General features: G+C 32.7%; 19 protein-coding genes. 13 read left to right on the plus strand and 6 right to left on the minus strand.

Annotated features, from left to right (window positions below):
• Window positions 1-23: 23 nt before the first annotated feature.
• Together arsC and HNP99_RS09260 are read left to right on the plus strand one after the other, a co-directional pair.
• Window positions 24-365: an arsenate reductase (glutaredoxin) gene (arsC, locus tag HNP99_RS09255; protein ID WP_173853091.1), complete on the plus strand. Its 342-nt coding sequence runs from the start codon at window positions 24-26 to the stop codon at window positions 363-365.
• A gap of 96 nt (window positions 366-461) precedes the next feature.
• Window positions 462-2981: a TonB-dependent receptor gene (locus tag HNP99_RS09260; RefSeq protein ID WP_173853092.1), complete on the plus strand. Its 2520-nt coding sequence runs from the start codon at window positions 462-464 to the stop codon at window positions 2979-2981.
• A 132-nt stretch (window positions 2982-3113) separates the two neighbouring features.
• On the opposite strand, the gene HNP99_RS09265 is transcribed toward HNP99_RS09260, so the two are convergent.
• Window positions 3114-3287 (minus strand): hypothetical protein, encoded by a 174-nt coding sequence (locus HNP99_RS09265; RefSeq protein WP_173853093.1) that lies wholly within the window; start codon window positions 3285-3287, stop codon window positions 3114-3116.
• A 258-nt stretch (window positions 3288-3545) separates the two neighbouring features.
• Here HNP99_RS09265 and fumC point away from each other — a divergent pair, with 258 nt between their 5' ends.
• Complete coding sequence (gene fumC, locus HNP99_RS09270; protein WP_173853094.1) at window positions 3546-4943, plus strand: class II fumarate hydratase; 1398 nt, start codon at window positions 3546-3548, stop codon at window positions 4941-4943.
• Window positions 4944-5024: 81 nt separating this feature from the next.
• Here the strand turns inward: fumC and HNP99_RS09275 are convergent, their stop codons facing one another.
• The 3 genes from HNP99_RS09275 to HNP99_RS09285 all read right to left on the minus strand — a co-directional run bounded on the left by HNP99_RS09275 (window position 5025) and on the right by HNP99_RS09285 (window position 8657).
• A complete protein-coding gene (locus HNP99_RS09275) occupies window positions 5025-6086 on the minus strand; it encodes a hypothetical protein (RefSeq protein WP_173853095.1) in 1062 nt (353 codons plus the stop codon).
• A gap of 467 nt (window positions 6087-6553) precedes the next feature.
• Window positions 6554-7900, minus strand: a complete 1347-nt coding sequence (locus tag HNP99_RS09280; protein ID WP_173853096.1) for a DEAD/DEAH box helicase — start codon at window positions 7898-7900, stop codon at window positions 6554-6556.
• Between the two features lie 142 nt (window positions 7901-8042).
• Window positions 8043-8657 (minus strand): NUDIX hydrolase, encoded by a 615-nt coding sequence (locus tag HNP99_RS09285; RefSeq protein ID WP_173853097.1) that lies wholly within the window; start codon window positions 8655-8657, stop codon window positions 8043-8045.
• A gap of 7 nt (window positions 8658-8664) precedes the next feature.
• On the opposite strand from HNP99_RS09285, the gene pyrE reads away from it, so the two are divergent.
• Together pyrE and HNP99_RS09295 are read left to right on the plus strand one after the other, a co-directional pair.
• Window positions 8665-9315 (plus strand): orotate phosphoribosyltransferase, encoded by a 651-nt coding sequence (pyrE, locus tag HNP99_RS09290; RefSeq protein WP_173853098.1) that lies wholly within the window; start codon window positions 8665-8667, stop codon window positions 9313-9315.
• An 11-nt stretch (window positions 9316-9326) separates the two neighbouring features.
• Window positions 9327-9719 (plus strand): SRPBCC family protein, encoded by a 393-nt coding sequence (locus HNP99_RS09295; RefSeq protein WP_173853099.1) that lies wholly within the window; start codon window positions 9327-9329, stop codon window positions 9717-9719.
• Window positions 9720-9775: 56 nt separating this feature from the next.
• On the opposite strand, the gene HNP99_RS09300 is transcribed toward HNP99_RS09295, so the two are convergent.
• The gene (locus HNP99_RS09300; protein WP_173853100.1) at window positions 9776-10504 is read right to left on the minus strand and encodes a biotin--[acetyl-CoA-carboxylase] ligase; all 729 of its coding nucleotides are present in this window, start codon (window positions 10502-10504) and stop codon (window positions 9776-9778) included.
• Between the two features lie 95 nt (window positions 10505-10599).
• On the opposite strand from HNP99_RS09300, the gene rsfS reads away from it, so the two are divergent.
• From rsfS to HNP99_RS09335, 7 genes are all read left to right on the plus strand, one after another.
• Window positions 10600-10971, plus strand: coding sequence for a ribosome silencing factor (gene rsfS, locus HNP99_RS09305; protein ID WP_173853101.1), 372 nt, complete (start codon window positions 10600-10602; stop codon window positions 10969-10971).
• Between the two features lie 15 nt (window positions 10972-10986).
• Window positions 10987-12912, plus strand: coding sequence for an ATP-dependent zinc metalloprotease FtsH (gene ftsH / locus HNP99_RS09310; RefSeq protein ID WP_173853102.1), 1926 nt, complete (start codon window positions 10987-10989; stop codon window positions 12910-12912).
• Between the two features lie 113 nt (window positions 12913-13025).
• Entirely contained in the window at window positions 13026-13628 is a 603-nt protein-coding gene (locus tag HNP99_RS09315) for a lactate utilization protein B/C (protein ID WP_173853103.1), read from the plus strand.
• 1 nt (window position 13629) lies between these two features.
• Window positions 13630-14478 (plus strand): phosphatidate cytidylyltransferase, encoded by an 849-nt coding sequence (locus HNP99_RS09320; RefSeq protein WP_173853104.1) that lies wholly within the window; start codon window positions 13630-13632, stop codon window positions 14476-14478.
• A complete protein-coding gene (locus HNP99_RS09325) occupies window positions 14468-15121 on the plus strand; it encodes a phosphatidylserine decarboxylase family protein (RefSeq protein ID WP_173853105.1) in 654 nt (217 codons plus the stop codon). Before HNP99_RS09320 ends, HNP99_RS09325 begins: the two co-directional genes overlap by 11 nt.
• Window positions 15121-15390 (plus strand): acyl-CoA-binding protein, encoded by a 270-nt coding sequence (locus HNP99_RS09330; protein ID WP_173853106.1) that lies wholly within the window; start codon window positions 15121-15123, stop codon window positions 15388-15390. The genes HNP99_RS09325 and HNP99_RS09330 overlap by 1 nt, the downstream gene beginning before the upstream one ends.
• A gap of 8 nt (window positions 15391-15398) precedes the next feature.
• Window positions 15399-16175: a superoxide dismutase gene (locus HNP99_RS09335; RefSeq protein ID WP_173853107.1), complete on the plus strand. Its 777-nt coding sequence runs from the start codon at window positions 15399-15401 to the stop codon at window positions 16173-16175.
• Between the two features lie 87 nt (window positions 16176-16262).
• On the opposite strand, the gene HNP99_RS09340 is transcribed toward HNP99_RS09335, so the two are convergent.
• Entirely contained in the window at window positions 16263-18131 is a 1869-nt protein-coding gene (locus tag HNP99_RS09340; protein ID WP_173853108.1) for an alpha-amylase family glycosyl hydrolase, read from the minus strand.
• A gap of 290 nt (window positions 18132-18421) precedes the next feature.
• Here HNP99_RS09340 and HNP99_RS09345 point away from each other — a divergent pair, with 290 nt between their 5' ends.
• Complete coding sequence (locus HNP99_RS09345; RefSeq protein ID WP_173853109.1) at window positions 18422-20068, plus strand: OstA-like protein; 1647 nt, start codon at window positions 18422-18424, stop codon at window positions 20066-20068.
• Window positions 20069-20076 lie beyond the last annotated feature (8 nt).

The raw sequence follows: 20076 nt of genomic DNA on the forward strand, positions 1-20076 counted from the left end.
ATAAAACCTATTAAAAAATTAAAATGATACAAATATATCACAATCCACGTTGTGGAAAATCGAGAAACTGCCTGGCTTTTCTTGAAGAAAAAAATAGTGACTATAAAATTATTAAATATTTAGAGCACCCGCCTACTTATGCTGATCTTGTTGAGTTATTAAAAATGCTGGACTTATCGCCAATAGCATTAGTGCGTCAAAAAGAAAAAATTTGGATAGAAAAGTTTAAAAATAAATCCCTTTCTGACGATGAAATTATAAAAGCCATGATCGATAATCCCATCTTAATAGAGCGCCCTATTTTGATAAAAGACGGTAAAGCCATCATAGCTAGAGACCCCGAAAAATTGAAAAAAATCATGTAATTTTGTGCGATTTTTATTTTAACATTTTTTTATGATTCACCGATTAAACCTTATCTGTTTTTTGCAATCATACCCAAGTAATCAAAAACAATTATAATGCATCAACAATTAAAAAACTATTTGACTCTTATTTTATTTTTCAGCATTTTGTTCGGATTTTCTCAGCAAAGACCTGGTAGACCTGGAGGTCCAGGCGCAATGGAAAAAATTAAAATAACGGGAACTGTTATTGAAAAAATCAGTAAACAGCCTCTTGAATACGCAACGGTTACATTCATTAGTAATAAAAACCAAAAAGTAGTTGCTGGAGGAATAACAAACCCTAAAGGAGAATTTAACATTGATGTTACTCCAGGAATGTATACTATAAAGATTGAGTTCATTTCTTTTAAATCAATCGAATTGAAACAAGCGCTAAAAGAAAGCACCAATTTAGGTACTATTGCTTTAGTTGAAGATGCTGCTCAATTGAATGAGGTGGTTATTCGTGCAGAGAAATCTACTGTTGAGATTAAACTTGATAAAAAAGTCTACAATGTAGGCCAAGATATGCTTGTAAAAGGGGGAACTGTAAGTGATGTTTTAGAAAATGTACCTTCGGTATCTGTTGATGTAGAAGGAAATGTTAGCTTAAGAGGTAGTGATAATGTGCGTATTTTTATAGATGGTCGTCCTTCTAATGCCTTAAATATGGCTGAGGCTTTACGCCAAATTCCAGCTGACGCTATTGATAAGGTTGAAGTTATAACCAACCCATCTGCACGTTACGATGCTGAAGGTGGTGCCGGAATCTTAAATATCATTCTTAAAAAAGGAAAAAATCAAGGTTTTAACGGAACATTTATTGCGTCTACAGGATATCCAGAAACATACGGTTTAAGTGCCAACTTGAATTACAAAACTGAGAAGATGAATTATTTCACTTCTACAGGATATAGCTATAGAACAAATGAAGGTGCTGGTAAAACAAATTCAGAGTATTACAATCTAGATGGTTCTACTAGTAAATTCATAGATGAAACTCGTGATACACAACGCACAAGAAAAGGAATTAGCACAAAAACAGGTGTTGAGTGGGAAATAACACCTACAACGTTCTGGACAAATGCAATTAGTTATAGAGACAATCGCGGAGACAATGAGGATCTTGTTACTTATAGAAATTTTGATCAAGCACGCCAATTCACTTTCGATAATTACCGTTTGAATAATGGATATGACAGCGGAAATGACTTTGAATTCACTTCTAATTTCATTAAAAACTTTAATGACAAAGGCCACAAATTAACAGTTGACGGTTCGTACTCAAGAAATAACGATAAAGACAATTCGATTATTACTGCTGTAAACGAGACCTTCCCTGATCAATCGTCGTTTAGTACTACAATGAATGATGAAGTTCAAAAACAATTTCAATTTCAAGCAGATTACGTATTACCTATAGGTGAAGGAAGTCAGTTTGAAGCTGGATACAAAGGGAATTTTAATAACCTCAATAAAGGCTATGACATTTTCTCAAGTGAAAACGGAAATAGTATTGGTAATCTGTTATCGAATACGCTAGAATACAAAGAAAAAATCAACGCACTTTATACGCAATATGGTTTTAAAATAAATAAATTCTCTTATTTGTTTGGTTTAAGATGGGAAGACACTAATATTGATGTTAACCTATTAGGAACTAATGAATACAACAATAAAAGGTACAATAAGTTTTTTCCAAGTGCTTTTATCAATTATGAAATATCTGACGCTAGCGGTGTTTCGTTGAGCTACAGCAAACGATTATCAAGACCTAGAGGACGTTTCTTAGACCCTACTCCTAATATTTCAAGTAACATTAATATTTTTAGAGGAAACCCAGATTTAGATCCTTCATTAACTGATAAATTTGACTTAGGTTATATCAAACGTTGGGATAAAATCACTTTTAATACTTCTATGTACTTTGAAAGAACCACTGATGTATTCTCATTTGTACGTTATGAAAGTGGTGATTTTGTAGGTGGCACTACAGATGTAAATGGAGTAAACACAGGCGGAACTCCAGTGGTTTTAAGCACTCCTATCAACATTGGAAAAGAGCAAAAATTTGGATTCGAATTTACATTAAATTACTCTCCTTTTAAATCATGGAAAATAAATAGTAGCTTTAACTTGTTTGATACTAAAACAACTGGAGATTTTACTTATATCAATTCACAAAATATTGCAGTGACCACAAATCTTGATAACAAAGCTGTTTCTTGGTTTACTCGTGTGAACTCTCGCGTAACGTTACCCTACAAAATAGAATGGCAATTAAGCGGAATGTATTTTGGACCTAGCAATACAGCACAAGGAAAAAGTTTGGGTCAATACATGATCAATACTGCTTTAAGTAAAGATATCTTAAAAGACAAAGCAACGATTGCATTCAACGTAAGTGACATATTTAACTCACGCAGGATGAGATCAGAAACTAATTTGGCTTCAGTAAGTAATTACAGTGAGTTCCAATTTAGAAAAAGACAATTTAATTTATCATTCACGTACCGCATCAATAAGAAAAAATCTGATAAAGATAGAGAAGCTCCTAAAGGTGGTGACGAAGATGGCGGTAGCTTTCCGGGATAAAACAGAAATTGATTTGGTTAATTAATTCGATAAGTACGGGTTCGTTTCAATACGAGCCCGTATTTTTTTTACGTAAAAAAAGGCATAAAAAAAAGGACCCGTTATCGAGTCCTTTTATTGGTAACAAACTAATTATATAGCTTGTTGCTCTTGCTTCTTTTTAGCTTTTTTTTCTTTGTATGCTTCCCAAGTTGCGCCACCTATCCAATAAGATACGAAACTAACTAAAAAGAACATTAACCAAAACCCTAATGTAAGGATGGTTAGAAAAAGTAAAAAGCCTAAATACTGTGAAAATTCAAACATGTTTTCCGGAATTTTTGAATGTAGCCACAAATGTAAGTTTAATATCCAACCCTAGCAATAAAAAATTATAAAAACTATCCACCAATTTTCATAAAATGGTATTTATCCGTATTTTTGATGAAAGTTTAGGAGCTATTTCCAGCTATCCGCTATATCCACGCAAAAAAGCGTGGGATACCGCTACTATCTGGGCTAGGCCACAAAAACATAATAACGCATCAATTTCACAATAAAATAATAACACAAACAAATTATAAAATGAAATTCAGAATAGAAAAAGACACCATGGGTGAAGTACAAGTACCAGCCGATAAGTATTGGGGAGCACAAACTGAACGTTCTAGAAACAATTTTAAAATAGGTCCTTCTGCTTCTATGCCAAAAGAAATCATAGAAGGTTTTGCATACTTAAAAAAAGCAGCTGCTTATGCTAACTGTGACTTAGGAGTACTACCCGTTGAAAAACGTGATGCAATTGCTGCAGTTTGTGACGAAATACTTGCTGGTAAATTAGCAGACCAATTTCCATTAGTTATCTGGCAAACAGGTTCAGGTACACAAAGTAACATGAACGTTAATGAAGTAGTTGCAAACCGTGCTCAAGTACTTAAAGGTTTTGAAATTGGAGAAGGCGAACAATTCATCAAAGCTAATGATGATGTAAACAAATCACAGTCATCTAACGATACTTTCCCAACTGGAATGCACATTGCAGCTTACAAAGCAATTGTAGAAGTAACGATTCCTGGTGTAGAAAAATTAAGAGACACATTACACGCAAAAGCAACCGAATTTAAAAACGTGGTAAAAATAGGTCGTACGCACCTTATGGATGCTACACCACTTACATTAGGACAAGAACTGTCTGGATATGCAGCACAATTGACTTACGGTATAAAAGCAGTAAAAAACACCTTAGCACATTTATCTGAAGTAGCTTTAGGTGGAACTGCAGTAGGAACCGGATTAAACACTCCTGCTGGTTATGATGTAACTGTGGCAAAATACATTGCTGAATTCACAGGACATCCATTTGTAACTGCAGAGAATAAATTTGAAGCATTAGCTGCTCACGATGCTATCGTAGAATCGCATGGTGCTTTAAAACAATTAGCCGTTTCTTTAAATAAAATAGCTAATGACATTCGTATGTTAGCCTCTGGTCCTCGTTCAGGAATTGGAGAATTAATTATTCCAGAAAATGAACCAGGTTCCTCTATCATGCCAGGAAAAGTAAACCCTACGCAATGTGAGGCTTTAACTATGGTTTGTGCTCAAGTAATGGGTAACGATGTTGCGATCACTGTAGGCGGTATGCAAGGACATTATGAGTTAAATGTTTTCAAACCAGTTATGGCTGCAAATTTCTTGCAATCTGCTCGTTTATTAGGAGATGCTTGTATGTCATTTGACGAGCACTGTGCTCAAGGTATTGAACCAAACTACAAACGTATTAAAGAATTAGTTGATAATTCATTAATGTTAGTTACTGCATTAAATACAAAAATAGGATACTACAAAGCTGCAGAAATTGCTCAAACAGCTCATAAGAACGGAACAACTCTTAAAGAAGAGTCAGTACGTTTAGGATATGTAACTGCCGAAGATTTTGACGCATGGGTTAAACCTGAAGATATGGTGGGAAGTTTGAAATAAATTCCAACTATTATAAAAATCAAAAAAGCCCTGCAATTCAAAAATTGCAGGGCTTTTTTATTTCAAGTTTAAAACAAAAAATTAAATTCTTGCTTTAAGCGCGTTATATTCTACTATTAAATCCATTGAGCGATATAGCTTAAGTAATAAATCAGATACCTTTTCATTTTTGGGTTCAATAGCATTTGCTTTTTCTAAATATGAAATAGCCTCTTTTACATCAGCATCCATTTGCACTTTTAATTTATCATAAGTTTCCATATCACTTGGTGATGTTCCTAAAACACTCATTTTATCACTTAATTCTTTCTTCTTATCAAGATTTAAATAAGCTAAATCTAGATAAGGTTCTATAAATTTAGGATTAAAAACAATCATTTGCTTATACAAATTTTCAGCAGCATTCAAGTTCCCTTTTTCACTATATATGTAAGCTAAATTACGATATATTTCAGTCTTCTTAGATGTAGCTCTAACATTCCTAGGTTTTTCATGAGACCCTGCTTTAACATAAGCATCTCTATCTATTGGTGAAGAAAAAAGTTCTTCAACATTACTTTTTTTATTAACGGCATAATACTCCATCCCTAGGCCGGTATAATTCATACTTTGTAGTTCCTTATAATTCTTTAATGCCGAATCATAATCTTTAACTGTCATAAAATAAGAGGTAGAGAGATATAAATTTATCGTATCGGTTTTATCTACTTCATATAAGCTATACATCTTTCTAGCTGCATCAGCATATTTATCCGCTTTTAAGTCTTTTGAAGCACTTGTTTGAAAATCATCTTTAATTTGCTTTATACCATCTCTTGCTTTTACAATATATTTTAACTTCCCTGAAAGTGTTTCTGCTCTTATTAACTCTTTATAAGCTCCTACTGCAGCAGTCAAATTTGCTGCTGTTTCAATATTTTTAGCAGCAAGACCTCTAAAAACGTCTGCTTTTAAATCATAAAAATCAGATTGATCTTCATACTCTGCATTAACAATTAAATATTCACTTTTTTCTAAAATGGCTAAAGCTCCTTTTAAATTGCCGTTTTTAAATTGACTTTGCGCATCTTTAATTTGGTCTTTTTGTGCAAATCCTGCAAATGAAACAGATAGGAATAGTAGCAATATAAAGTTCGTTCTCATAGGTGTATTTGGGGTTTATTGGTTATTATATTCTAAGTATAGCGGTAAGTTGAATTTATTTTAACATTTAATTAAGCTTTAGAGACGGCAAAATAGATTAATATTTTGATTTTTTAAAGTTATTACGTGAAAAAATTTTAAACAAAATCTAAAATAGCCTCTAAAAAAGCAATAAAACAGCCAAAAACAACGAATAAAACCTCTATTTATACAATTTTATGTTATTATAAAATTATTAAAACGAAGCCTAGATTATGATATTACAAATAAAACTATCTCTAAAAATTAATACTTGAAAAATTTAACATACTTGCATTATATTTTAATTACCCCAATGAATCAAATACAAAAAATCGTTAATAGTAAATACATTTTTACTATTAACGATTTTTTCATTTATATTTCGAACTTTACTTTCGATAAAAACCGAAATCAGCAGGAAAATTATATTTAAAACATTTGCATAATTATTCCTCTTCTTTTTTAATAACTTTTCTAGCAACTTCAATTTTGAATTTCTTGCCTTTCATTTTTTGATCTTTAATATTATGCAATAAATCTTTTACTTTTGAAAATTTAACTGCAGCAAACGAAATAAAATCTTTTACTTCTATCAATCCTAAATCTCCTTTTTCAAGTTGCCCTTTCTGAGAAAAGAAACCTACTATGTCAATTTTATTTAATTTATTTTTCTTACCACCACTAATGTATATCGTTTGATATTGCGGTGGCTTCGGCAAGCCTGTGGCATTTTCGATACTTACAGAGGTCATTCCGTAATCAATATAATCCATTTTTTTCTCACTTTCATGAGTTATAATATAAGCTGTTCCAGAAGCAGTCATACGCGCTGTACGACCATTTCTATGCGTAAACTCATCTTCTTTTGAAGGTAAATGGTAATGAATCACGTGGTTCATCTCAGGAATATCTAATCCACGTGCCGCAAGATCAGTAGTAATCAAGTAACTTACACTACCGTTTCTAAATTGAATTAATGCACGCTCACGCTCATCTTGGTCCATACCACCATGATAATAGGTAGCATAAATTCCTTTTTCATTCAGCGTATCACTAATGCGCTCTGCAGCATCTCTATGGTTACAAAAAACAATAGCTGATTCTGACTTTAAAGAACAAATCAAGTTGAATAAGGTACCCATTTTATCCTTTTCTTTAGAAACAACCAGCTTCATCGCTAAATTTGTTTCTTCAATATGTTCCGGAATAAAATCAAGAATGGTTGGGTTCACTACCCTAGTGTATTTGGGAATCTCAATATCAGAAGTTGCCGAAACCAAAACACGTTTATTTAACTTGCTTAATTTGCCAATGATAAACGACATTTGCTCATGAAAACCCAACTGCAATGATTTATCAAACTCATCGAGAACTAGCGTTTGTACTTTATCTAATCTAAAAGTTCCTCTATCAATATGGTCCGCAATACGACCCGGAGTTCCTATTAATACTGCTGGAGGATTACTCAAGTTTTTTATTTCAGTATCAATGGAGTGACCTCCATAACATACGTTGACTTTATAAGTAGTTCCCATTTTTTTCCAAACCTGCTCTATCTGTAATCCTAATTCTCTTGAAGGAACTAATATTAAACATTGAACAGATAAAATTTCAGGCTGCAATAACTCTAATACAGGTAATAAAAAGGCTAAAGTTTTACCTGAACCTGTAGGTGATAATAACAATACATTATTATCATTTAATATGGCATCTTGGGCTACTTCTTGCATTTCATTCAAGCTTTCTATGCCTAAATTTAAAAGTATGTTATTGGAATGGTGTGTAGAATTCATTTTTATAATTTGCGCAAAGGTAGTCAAAATTGTTAGACGAGGGTTGGCATGATTTTTATAATATAAAACACAAAAAAGGTTAATAATCTTTACGACTACCAACCTTTTTAAGAAATAAGCTACGTGCTAAAGCTATCTATTTTTATTCCGAAGGGTGTTTTATACCTTCTTCTTCTTCAAATAATAATTTAATATTCTCATAAGAGTTTTTTAAAATCTCTGGAATTTCCTCTGGACTAAACCAAGCCACTTTTTCTATTCCCTCATCTAATTGTCCTTGTGGCGTGCCTTCAAAGTCTGAATGCATTTCGAACCAATGAGTAATTTTCAGCTTATGAACTCCATTACGTTTAAAAACGTGATAGGTTTTTTGAAGTTTCCTCACAATCCTAAGTTGGTTAACACCAGTCTCCTCCTCTACTTCACGCATAGCAGTATCCTCAATTTCCTCCCCTTTTTCTATTCCGCCTTTAGGCAAATCCCATTTTCCATTTCTAAAAATAAATAAGACTTCTCCTTTTTTATTATATACCAGGCCACCTCCCGCTTTATTAACAGGAATTTTTGACTTCAAAGTTTTCATAATCTCCTTATCATCAGGATGATACAGGTAGGCTTTTTGAATTTTATTTTGAAACATTTTTACGATAAGTTGCTTTATATCAATGCTTTCCAATAAAAACAATTGAAAATCTGTTTCTTTTGAAATTTTATTTGTCAAAAAAAGTGGTTTGTCGTTCACAAAAACTTTATACATTTGTACTATGATTTTTAATAAAGATACTGCCGAAAAAACAGCCGAATTGCTTTTGCAAATAAATGCAATTAAATTGAATCCAGGAAATCCTTTTACATGGGCTTCTGGATGGAAATCACCTATTTATTGTGATAACAGGCTAATTCTCTCATTTCCACCGATAAGAAATTACGTTAGAGATGAATTTTCTAAACATATAGAAAAACAATTTGGAAAACCAGATGTTATTGCTGGAGTTGCTACTGGAGCAATAGGAATTGGTATGCTTGTTGCAGAGAGTATGGGACTACCTTTTGTGTATGTGCGTCCAGAAGCAAAAAAGCACGGTCGCCAAAATCAAGTGGAAGGTTTTTTACAAAAAGGGCAAAACGTTGTTGTCGTTGAAGACCTTATTAGCACTGGAACTAGTAGCTTGAATGCCGTTGAAGCTTTGCGTGCAGCTGGTGCAAATATTAAAGGTATGGCAGCAATATTCACTTATGGCTTTGAGATTGCAGAAAAAAACTTTAAAGATGCTAAAATTGATTTGTATACTTTAAGCAACTATCAAAATTTACTGAATTTAGCTGTAGCAAAAAGTTATATTACTGAAAAAGAAGAAGAAACTCTTAGAGAATGGAGCGTAACTCCTTCTACTTGGAATAATGAAACAAAATAAATAATAAAAATATGAACTTACAAAGTCCAAAAGTTACTGTTCAAAAATCAGCAGAAGAATTATTTGATTTATTGACTGATGTGAAAAACTTTGAAAAATTAATGCCGGACAATATCGCTAAATTTGAAGTAATTGGAGCCGATGCTTTTATTTTTGGATTAAAAGGAATGCCAGAAATCAAATTAAAAATGAAAGAAAAAGTAGCTCCTAGTAAAATCACTTTAGGTGCAGCTAGCGATAAACTACCTTTTACATTAGTTACTAACATTGATCGCTTATCAGATGCTACAAGTGAAGTTAAACTTGATTTTGAAGGAGATTTCAATCCAATGATGGCCATGATGATTAAAGGCCCTATTGGAAAATTCATTGAAACACTTGCAACAAATATGGGGAAATTATAATTCCCTCCATTAAAATAAAAGCCCCTTTTAAACAAGTTTTAAAAGGGGCTTTTTTTTTAGTATAACATTTGAATTTCTTTGATATTATATTCTGCTACCGTATCGTCTTCGAGAAGCAACTGCAATTTTCCAAATTCCGATACGCCTTGAATGATTCCCATAAAATTTTTATCTAAGTTATCTTTAAAAGGCATCGGCAATCCTTTTTTAAACAAAAGCTTTAAATATTCCTTCCATAATAAATCAGGTTCTTTATTCAACAAGACTACATTATCCTTTAGTACATTTATAATTTTTAATAAAATTTGATGCTTATCAAATTGGCGGTTACATAATACAGCCAAAGAAGCTCCTTTAGGGAGGTTTTCAAAATTAATTTGATTAATATTTAATCCAATACCAATCACTGAACTTACAGAACCGTCATTTTTAATGCTATTTTCAATTAATATTCCGCCAATTTTGTAATTATATGACATTATGTCGTTTGGCCACTTTATGCTTAATTGCGGAATATCAAAAGTTTCTAATGCCTGAACTACTGCTAATGCTACAGCAATATTCAAACTATATATTTGGTTTAAAACAGTCAAACTATCTTTAACAAAAACACTCATTGTTAGATTTTTACCTTTTTCGGATATCCATACTGACCCCATTTGACCTTTACCTTTTGTTTGACTTTCGGCAGTTACAATTGTAAAATTTTCTAGGTATTGCTTATTAGCTAACCCTTTTAGAAAATCATTTGTAGAATCTATGGCATCGAGTTTGATTAGTTTCATTGACTATAATTTGTGAAACAGAATTTAATATTTTGTTAAGGGGCAAAAATAATCACAAAAAATGGTAACTTTACCAACTTATATAAAAAAATTTCATGGCAAAAAAGACGATAAATAATGATGACTTATTAGCAAACATCATTAAGGGGATAGAAGAAGTAAAAGGAAATGACATTAGCATTCTAGATTTAAGAGAAATAGATACAGCTGTTTGTGATTATTATGTTATTTGCAATGGTAATTCAAATACACAAGTAAACGCAATTGTTAACTCTATACAAAAAACAGTATCAAAAGAATTAAAAGACAAGCCATGGCATGTTGAAGGATCAGACAATGCTGAGTGGGTTCTTATGGATTATGTAAATATCGTAGTACACGTATTTCAAAAACAAATTAGAGAATACTACAATATTGAAAGTTTGTGGGGAGATGCAAAAATCACTACAATAGAAAACAAATACTAAAGAAAAACATACCTAATGGCTAAAGATAATAATCCAAACCCTAACAAGTTTAAAGTAAGTCCGTGGCTAGTTTATACTGCTATCTTACTAATTTTTCTATTCATAAGCTTCTTAACAGGTAGCTCAAGTTTACAAGAACCCTCTCAATTGACTTCTTCTAAATTTAATGTTTATTTAGAAAAAGGGCAAATTGAAAAAGTAATCGTTTATAATAAAGTTGAAGCCGAAGTTTTTTTAAAACCTGAATCTTTAAAACTTAAAGAACATCAAAAAGTTGCAAAAGATATTTTTGACCGTCCTAACAAAGGACCTCAATATACTTTTGACATTGGTAATGATGAAATTTTTCAAACTAAATTAGAGAAAGCAGTTACTGAAGGGAAATTAAAAGAATTTAATTTTCAAGCAAAAAGCAACTGGTCTGACCTACTTATTAGCTTGTTACCAATTATTATCATTATTGGAGTATGGATTTTTATCATGCGCAAAATGTCTGGCGGAGGCGCTGGAGGTGGTGGGCAAATATTTAATATTGGAAAATCAAAAGCAAAACTTTTTGATGAGAAAACCGATATCAAAACCACTTTTAAAGATGTAGCTGGATTAGAAGGTGCCAAAGAGGAAATACAAGAGATTGTAGAATTCTTGAAAAATCCTGAAAAATACACCAATCTTGGAGGTAAAATTCCAAAAGGAGCTTTATTAGTAGGACCTCCTGGAACAGGAAAAACATTATTAGCTAAAGCCGTTGCTGGTGAAGCACAAGTACCTTTCTTTTCATTATCAGGTTCTGACTTTGTTGAAATGTTTGTAGGTGTTGGAGCGTCACGTGTACGTGATTTATTCAAACAAGCCAAAGAAAAATCTCCTGCTATCATTTTTATTGATGAAATTGACGCTGTAGGTAGAGCAAGAGGAAAAAGTAATATGTCAGGTGGTAATGACGAAAGAGAAAACACGCTTAACCAACTACTTACTGAAATGGACGGTTTTGGGACTAATTCTAATGTAATTGTACTTGCTGCAACCAATAGAGCCGATGTTTTAGACAAAGCATTAATGCGTGCCGGTCGTTTTGACAGACAAATTTTTGTTGACTTACCAGACATTCGCGAGCGAGCTGAAATTTTCAAAGTTCACTTAGCGCCATTAAAAAAAGTAGAAGGCTTAGATTTAGACTTTTTAGCAAAACAAACTCCAGGTTTCTCTGGTGCTGATATTGCCAACTTGTGTAATGAAGCAGCGCTTATTGCAGCACGTTATAACAAAACTGCTGTAGACAAGCAAGATTTCTTAGATGCTGTTGACAGAATTGTTGGTGGATTAGAAAAGAAAAATAAAATTATCTCTCCTGATGAGAAAAAAGCAATTGCTATTCACGAAGCAGGACACGCAACTGTAAGTTGGATGTTAGAGCATGCTGCACCATTAATTAAAGTAACTATTGTTCCTAGAGGTCAAAGTTTAGGTGCTGCATGGTACTTACCCGAAGAGCGTCAAATTGTTCGTCCTGATCAAATGCTAGACGAAATGTGTGCTACTATGGGTGGAAGAGCTGCTGAAAAAGTAACTTTTGACCGTATTTCTACTGGTGCATTGAGTGATTTAGAAAAAGTAACCAAACAAGCAAGAGCGATGGTAACTATTTATGGATTGAATGACAAAATAGGAAACGTTACTTATTACGACTCAACAGGTCAAAGTGAGTATAACTTATCTAAACCATATTCTGAAGAAACAGCAAAAGTTATAGACACTGAGATTTCATTACTTATTGAAGGTCAGTACCAAAGAGCGATTGCAATTCTAGAAGAGAACAAAGATAAATTAAATCAATTAGCTGATATCTTAATCGAAAAAGAAGTAATCTTTAAAGATGATCTAGAAGCTATTTTTGGAAAACGAACTTTTGATGACAATCTAGAAGAAGTAGTGTCTTAAAAAATACATTATAATTTAAATATTTATAAAATCTTAATTCAAAAGTCTCTTTTGAATTAAGATTTTTTTATCTTTGGACGTTTCAAATAATATATAAAGTACCTTCAGGATATATGAGTCTTTTTAGAAAATTTTTCGGTTCTAGTAGTTCGGCTTCAGATGAGGAAAGAGAAAGAGAAGAACAAGAAACTTCCACTTTTAATAACATGTCTATAGATGAGCAATTTATCTATCATTTTAAAAAGAACGGTGGTAAATTTTTATATTGTGAAAACATTGAAGAATTAAAAGAACAGTTTGAAAATATCTTAGCAGAGAATGATTGGTTTGAAAGCCAAGTCCTATGCTATGATCCAAAGCTTTATGGTTTACTAGACGAAAACAAACTTACCTACGGAATGGCATCTAATCCTAAGTTTCTTTTTACTAGTTGCGAAAGCTTAATTGCTGAAGAAGGTTCTATACTTTTTTCATCAAAGCAAATTAAGCAACACAAACCAAACGAATTACCCACAAACATTGTAGTTTATGCTACTACAAGCCAAATGCTTGCTATTAAGAGCGATGGCCTTACTGCTATAAAAAAGAAATATGAAAGGGATTACCCTACCAATATAACTGCAATAAAATATTTTGAAAAAGCAAAAGAGGAAGACTTTACTCAGTACGGTAGCTCCCCTAAGAATCTTTATTTATTGCTTTTAGAAGACCTTTAGAATGAATGAAACTTTAAAGAGATCTATATCAGGAGCAGTATATATTATTTTACTAATCGCTTCTATTCTATATTCAACTGATAGCTTTTTTGCTCTTTTCGGGGCGTTCTTACTTATAGCAACTTATGAATTTTGTAATTTAGTACAAATCAACAAAGTTATCCCTATACTGTTAGCTGCAGCTTCTTTTGGATTGTTTTATATGATTAGCTTCGCTACTAGCAGTAGTCCTTTGTTTGAATTTCGCTTTAGCAAAACATTTGATTTAACACTATTGTTTTCAACTTTGTTTGTATTTATAAAATGCATGCACTTTCTTTTCGATAATAAAGCCATAAAGATTGATTCCTTTTCTAAATATGTCTATTTAATAGGATACATCATTCTTCCTTTTATTATTATCACTAAAATCCCTTTTGGAAAAGACGGATACAATCCAAAAATACTAATAAGTATCTTTATTCTTATTTGGACAAATGACACCTTTGCCTATATTGTGGGTAAGTCTATTGGAAAAACAAAGTTATTTGAACGCATTTCTCCTAAAAAAACTATAGAAGGCTTTGTAGGCGGAGTATTTTTTGCAGTAGTAGTAAGTTATTTCATTTCTAAGTATTACATCGAAATTGCAGAAGGAAACATCTATATTTGGATTGTTATTGCCATAATTGTTGGTGTTTTTGGAACAATTGGTGATTTAATCGAATCCAAATTTAAAAGAGTAGCTGGCGTAAAAGACAGCGGGAAAATAATGCCAGGCCACGGAGGCGTACTAGATCGACTAGATAGTGTTATATTTGTAGCACCAATTGTATTTTTATTTTATCAAATTTTAAATTATGTTTCATAAAGAAGGAACCAAGACTATCTTATTAGGAATTATTTTTATGGTGGTTGCACTATTAATTTCTGATTATTTCATTGACAATAATTGGCTTAAAATGGCAATTCAAATCGGTGCGCTGTTAATTTTGATTATCATTTTACAATTTTTCAGAAATCCGAAAAGAGTAGCGATAATAAATGAGAACCAAATTTTAGCACCTGTAGATGGTAAAGTTGTGGTAATTGAAGAGGTTTATGAAGGAGAATACTTTAAAGACAAACGCATTCAGGTTTCTATTTTCATGTCTCCTATAAATGTACACGTTACTCGTTACGCAATAAGCGGACTTGTAAAATTCAGTAAATACCATCCTGGTAAATTTTTGGTTGCTTGGCACCCAAAAGCAAGTGAAGAAAACGAAAGAACTACTGTAGTGGTTGAAAACAATACTTTTGGCGCTATTTTATACCGTCAAATAGCTGGTGCATTAGCGCGTCGTATTGTGAATTACGCTCAGGAAGGAATGCAAGTTGTTCAAGGTACTGATGCCGGTTTTATTAAATTTGGTTCACGAGTTGATATCTTTTTGCCATTAGGTACACCCATTGATGTGGTACTTAACCAAAAAGCCATTGGTGGAAAAACAATTATTGCAACTAAAAAATAATGAATGAAATAGATTTAAACACTCAATTTCAAGAGGCCGTAAATAGCGCTTCATTGATGACTCAAGCATCTTTACCGCAAGATGTGCAACTGCGTCTCTATGCTTATTACAAACAGGCTACTTTGGGTACTTTAGAACCAAGACAGACATCTAACTATCATTTGAGAGATGCGTTTAAAACTAATGCATGGATGCAAATAAGTCACCTATCTGCCAATGAAGCTAAAGAGCATTACATAGACTTAATAAATTCCATTTTAAAAAAATAGCACTATCCATGAAAAATAATGCTTATATATTATCCGCTTTAGCAACTATGACTGTTTTATTTTCTTGTCAAGACAAAAAACTAACAGAAGTAGTTGAAGTTCCATTGCCCACTGCTCAAGAAAAAGTATCTATAGGTTTTCCTGAAGATGTAAAAGCAGCGCAAGGTTCTTTTCAGGTAGAAAAATTGGAATATAATTATGACGCCTTAGCTCCTACTGTTTCTCCACTAACTTTAGAAACACACTATTCTAAACATTATTTAACCTACACTAATGACTTAAACAAAGCCATTGCAGGAACGCCATATGAAAATCAGTCTATAGAAAACATTCTAGCAAAATTAGACTTAAAAGACACCGAATTAAGGAATAACGCTGGTGGTTATTACAACCATAGTTTGTACTGGAAATCAATGGCACCCGATACAGGTGGTGTTGCAATTGATACGCTTGCAGGAGTAATTAAAAGAGATTTTGGTTCTTTTAGTAACTTTGAAAATGCTTTTAAAAACGAAGCTACGAGTCAGTTTGGTTCTGCTTGGACGTTTTTAGTCGTTGATAAATACGGGAAATTAAAAATAACCAGCACTCAAAATCAAGACAATCCCTTAATGAGAAATGCTGTTGTTCCTGGAACACCTATTCTAGCTTTAGATTTGTGGGAGCATGCTTATTATTTAGGATACCAATACCGCCGAAAAAACTATATTGATTCTTTCTTTACCGTAATCAACTGGGAAAAAATCAATGCTAATTATGAAGCCGCAATGAGAAAGAAATATTAAACAATAATTTTATATTTAAAAATGCTGATAGAAACCTCAAAGAGGAATTTATCAGCATTTTTTTTGTATTTGTAAATTCCAGCTAAGTTACTGTAATTTATAGATAAAAGATTCCAGCGGGGCTATTGTAATGGCTACATTTCCTATGCCGTTTTTTACAACAAGCGTTGTTTTATTCTGGTTGTACAATTGATCAATAAGTGAGTAATTTCCATCCTTCATATTCCACTTCTTAATAACACTTGATGGAATCTCAAGATTGAAATTACTAGTTTTGCTATCCGAAAAATTAGTGACTACAACTAATTTTTCATCTACTGAACAACGAGTAAAAGCATAAATTTTAGCATCAAAATCCTTTGTGTTTTTTCTATTACTAGTTTGGATTTCTCCAAAATCTCCCATTAATGCAGTACTATTAACTGAGAAGTTTAATAATCGTTTGTAAAAATCACGCAGTTCTTTTTCTTTATCCGTCAGTTGACCGCCGTCAAATTTACCTTCATTCATCCAGCGTTGGTGACTTGGAACACCTACATAATCAAAAATCGATGTTCGAGAATGAGTTCCAAAACCTCCATTTTCATTCCCCGATTCCCCTACTTCTTGACCAAAATAAATCATTGTGGGTGATGAGCTTAATGTGGTAGAAACAACCATCAACGGCTTTCCTCTTTCGGGAGATTTAGCAAATTCAGCACTTGCTAAACGTTGCTCATCATGATTATCCAGAAAATGTAACATGTGATGTTCAATATCTTTCATTCCGTTTTGAATGCTAGAAAGTGCATCAGGCGATGCTTTATCTTGAATTATCTCCTTCAGCTTATCATAAGTCTCCACTTTATCATATAAATAATCCATTTTACCTAAATTAATGTAATTTCTATATTCTTTTGGGTTATACACTTCGGCTAATAAAAAGGCATTAGGATTTGCCATTTTTATCGCTGAATTCATGTAACTCCAAAACTCATATGGAACCATTTCAGCCATATCGTATCTAAATCCATCGACACCTTTAGCAGTCCAGTACAAGGCAATATCACGGAATTTTTTCCAAGAATCTGGCACCTCTTTATTTTTCCAAAATTCAAAATGAGCAGCATAAGATTTCGATCCATAACGTTTGGGTAATTCAGGAAAATCCTTAGTTCCATCAGGACGGATTCCGTAATTTACTTTTACGGTTTCGTACCAATCATTCTTATCAGGTTTTGACAATTTAGAACCGTTACCCGTCCATTTAGCAGGAATTTCGTCAAATTTACCATCGCTTAAAGGATTTGCTTCTCCGTTTAAAGGTTTGTCCGTATCCGGAACCTCAAATTTAGAATTTGGAATATAATAGAAATTATTATCTCTTTTATACTCCACAGTCACATCATCATCTGCACCAAAGTCGTTAACACCCTCTGGGTTATTTTTCCCTTCATATTTTCGAGCAATATGATTGGGAACAATATCAATAATTACCTTCATTCCCGCAGTATGCGTTCTTCCAATCAAAGCTTCAAATTCTTGCAATCGATGAGCTGGATCAACAGCTAAATCAGGGTCTACATTATAATAATCCTTGACAGCGTATGGAGAACCTGCCCGCCCCTTTACAACATCAGGATCGTCATTTGAGACTCCTATTGCAGTATAATCTCCCACTAAGGCATGATGTGGAACACCAGTATACCATATATAAGACACTCCTAAATCTTTGATTTCATGCAAAGCAGTATCCGTAAAATCATTGAACTTCCCTACTCCATTTTCTGAAATTGTTCCCCAAGGTTTGTTAGTGGTATTTTTATTCCCAAATAAACGCGTAAAAACTTGATAAACTACTATTTTACGCTCTCTTTTCTCGGTATCTATATCTTGTTTTGATTTTAACTCCGTTGTTTTACAAGCTGCAGTTAGTAAAACTAAACTAAGGCCTATAAATAATTTTTTATTTTTCATTATTATTGGTTCGGTTACACTATTTTAATAGCTCGTGATTGTGCTTTATTATGAATTATAACTTTCTAAATTTACTATAAAATTCAAAACTACACTATACTCCAATTTTATCTAAGCGTTAAAACAAAATCAAAAACAACACTACAACGTGAGAGTTGGGTTTATTGTTGATAAGTTATCCCGCTAACTAAGAGTAGGATGCTGGTCTAAAAGCTTTTAAACCTATAAATAAATGCTAATATCGATTAGGATTGTTTCCTTTTTCTTAAATTTGACAAAAAATTAATCCATTGAATAAATCACTATTCTTCATAGGCTGCTTATTGCTGATTTTTAGTACTAAATCAACTTTGGCGCAAGCACCAAAAAAAATTATTGTTGAGCATTCTGATTTTGCTGATATTAATCAAGTCGAAAATCCAGATGCTTTTTTACTGACTGGAAATGTACGTGTTAATCATGACGGAATTGTATTAACATGTAATAAAGCCTATTATTTTCAAAAAGAGAATTACATCAAAGCTTTTGGAAATGTACAAATAGTACAAGGAGACACTTTATTTTTAAATAGTAAATATGCCGAATATAATGGAAATGTTAAAAAAGCATTTGCCTCTGGTGAAGCGTATATGAGTTCTCCAGATGCAACTTTGGTCACAGATACTATTAATTTTGATCGAAATGTACAACAAGTGTATTACAACACTCAAGGAACCATCACGAATAAAGACAATACGTTGCGTTCTAAATCAGGAAGATATTACGTAGCCGAAAAGAAATTTCAGTTCTTAACAGCCGTTACCATAACAAATCCTCAATATGTAATAAAATCGAATCATTTAGATTACTATAGTAATTCCGGGCACTCTTATCTCTTTGGTCCATCAACAATTACTAGTAAAAACAATTATATTTATACCGAAAAAGGTTTTTACGACACCAAGAAAAATCTAGCACATTTCCTTAGGAAATCCTATATAAAATACGATGACCGACTCATAGAAGGCGATAGTTTGTACTACGATCGCAACAGAGAATTTGCCTCAGCAACACGGAATGTAAAAATTACAGACTCAATCAATCGAGGTGTAATTAAAGGACATTACGGAGAAGTTTACAAAAAGAAAGACTCTATGTTTGTAACTAAACGTGCATTAGCAATTAACTTTGTCGATAATGACTCTGTCTACATACACGGAAAAAAACTCATGGTAACTGGAAAAGAAGGTGATAGAATCATTAGAGCTTTTAATAATGTTCGGTTTTTAAAGAAAGACATGAGCGGAAAATGTGATTCGATTTATTCGAACTCAAGAATTGCCTTGACAAAATTGATAGGAAATCCTGTGTTATGGAATGGTGACAACCAGATTACTGGTGATGTAATGCATTTAATAGGAAACAATACCACCCGAAAATTAGATTCGCTAAAAGTGCTAAACAACACCTTTTTAGTCTCTCGGGACACCTTAGGAACCGGTTATAATCAGGTCAAGGGACTCAATTTATTTGGTAAATTTAACGATGGTAAACTCCGTGATGTTGACATTATAAAAAATGCCGAAGTAATTTATTACATGCGTAATGATAGTAACGAACTCATTGGAATCAATAAAAATGTAAGTAGTAAAATTAATCTTATTCTCGAAAATAATGCTATCGAGACCATTACATTTTATGACCAAGTTGATGGCGATATTTATCCAGAAAAAGAGTTACCCGAAAATGCTCGAAAATTACGCGGACTTGTCTGGCGTGGTGAGGAGCGCATTTTTACTAAAGAAGACCTTTTTTCTGCTGAAGAAAATGAGTATAACGAAAAGATGATTTCTGCTGCAAAAAAAGACGATGCTAAAGAAAACGTTCCGATGAAAATCAGGAAAGAAACTTTAGATTATGACAAAAAGAAGCCGAAAAAGAAACCCAAAAAGAAATAGTTTTTTTA

Source organism: Flavobacterium gelidicaeli (assembly GCF_013294005.1).
Lineage (GTDB): Bacteria > Bacteroidota > Bacteroidia > Flavobacteriales > Flavobacteriaceae > Flavobacterium.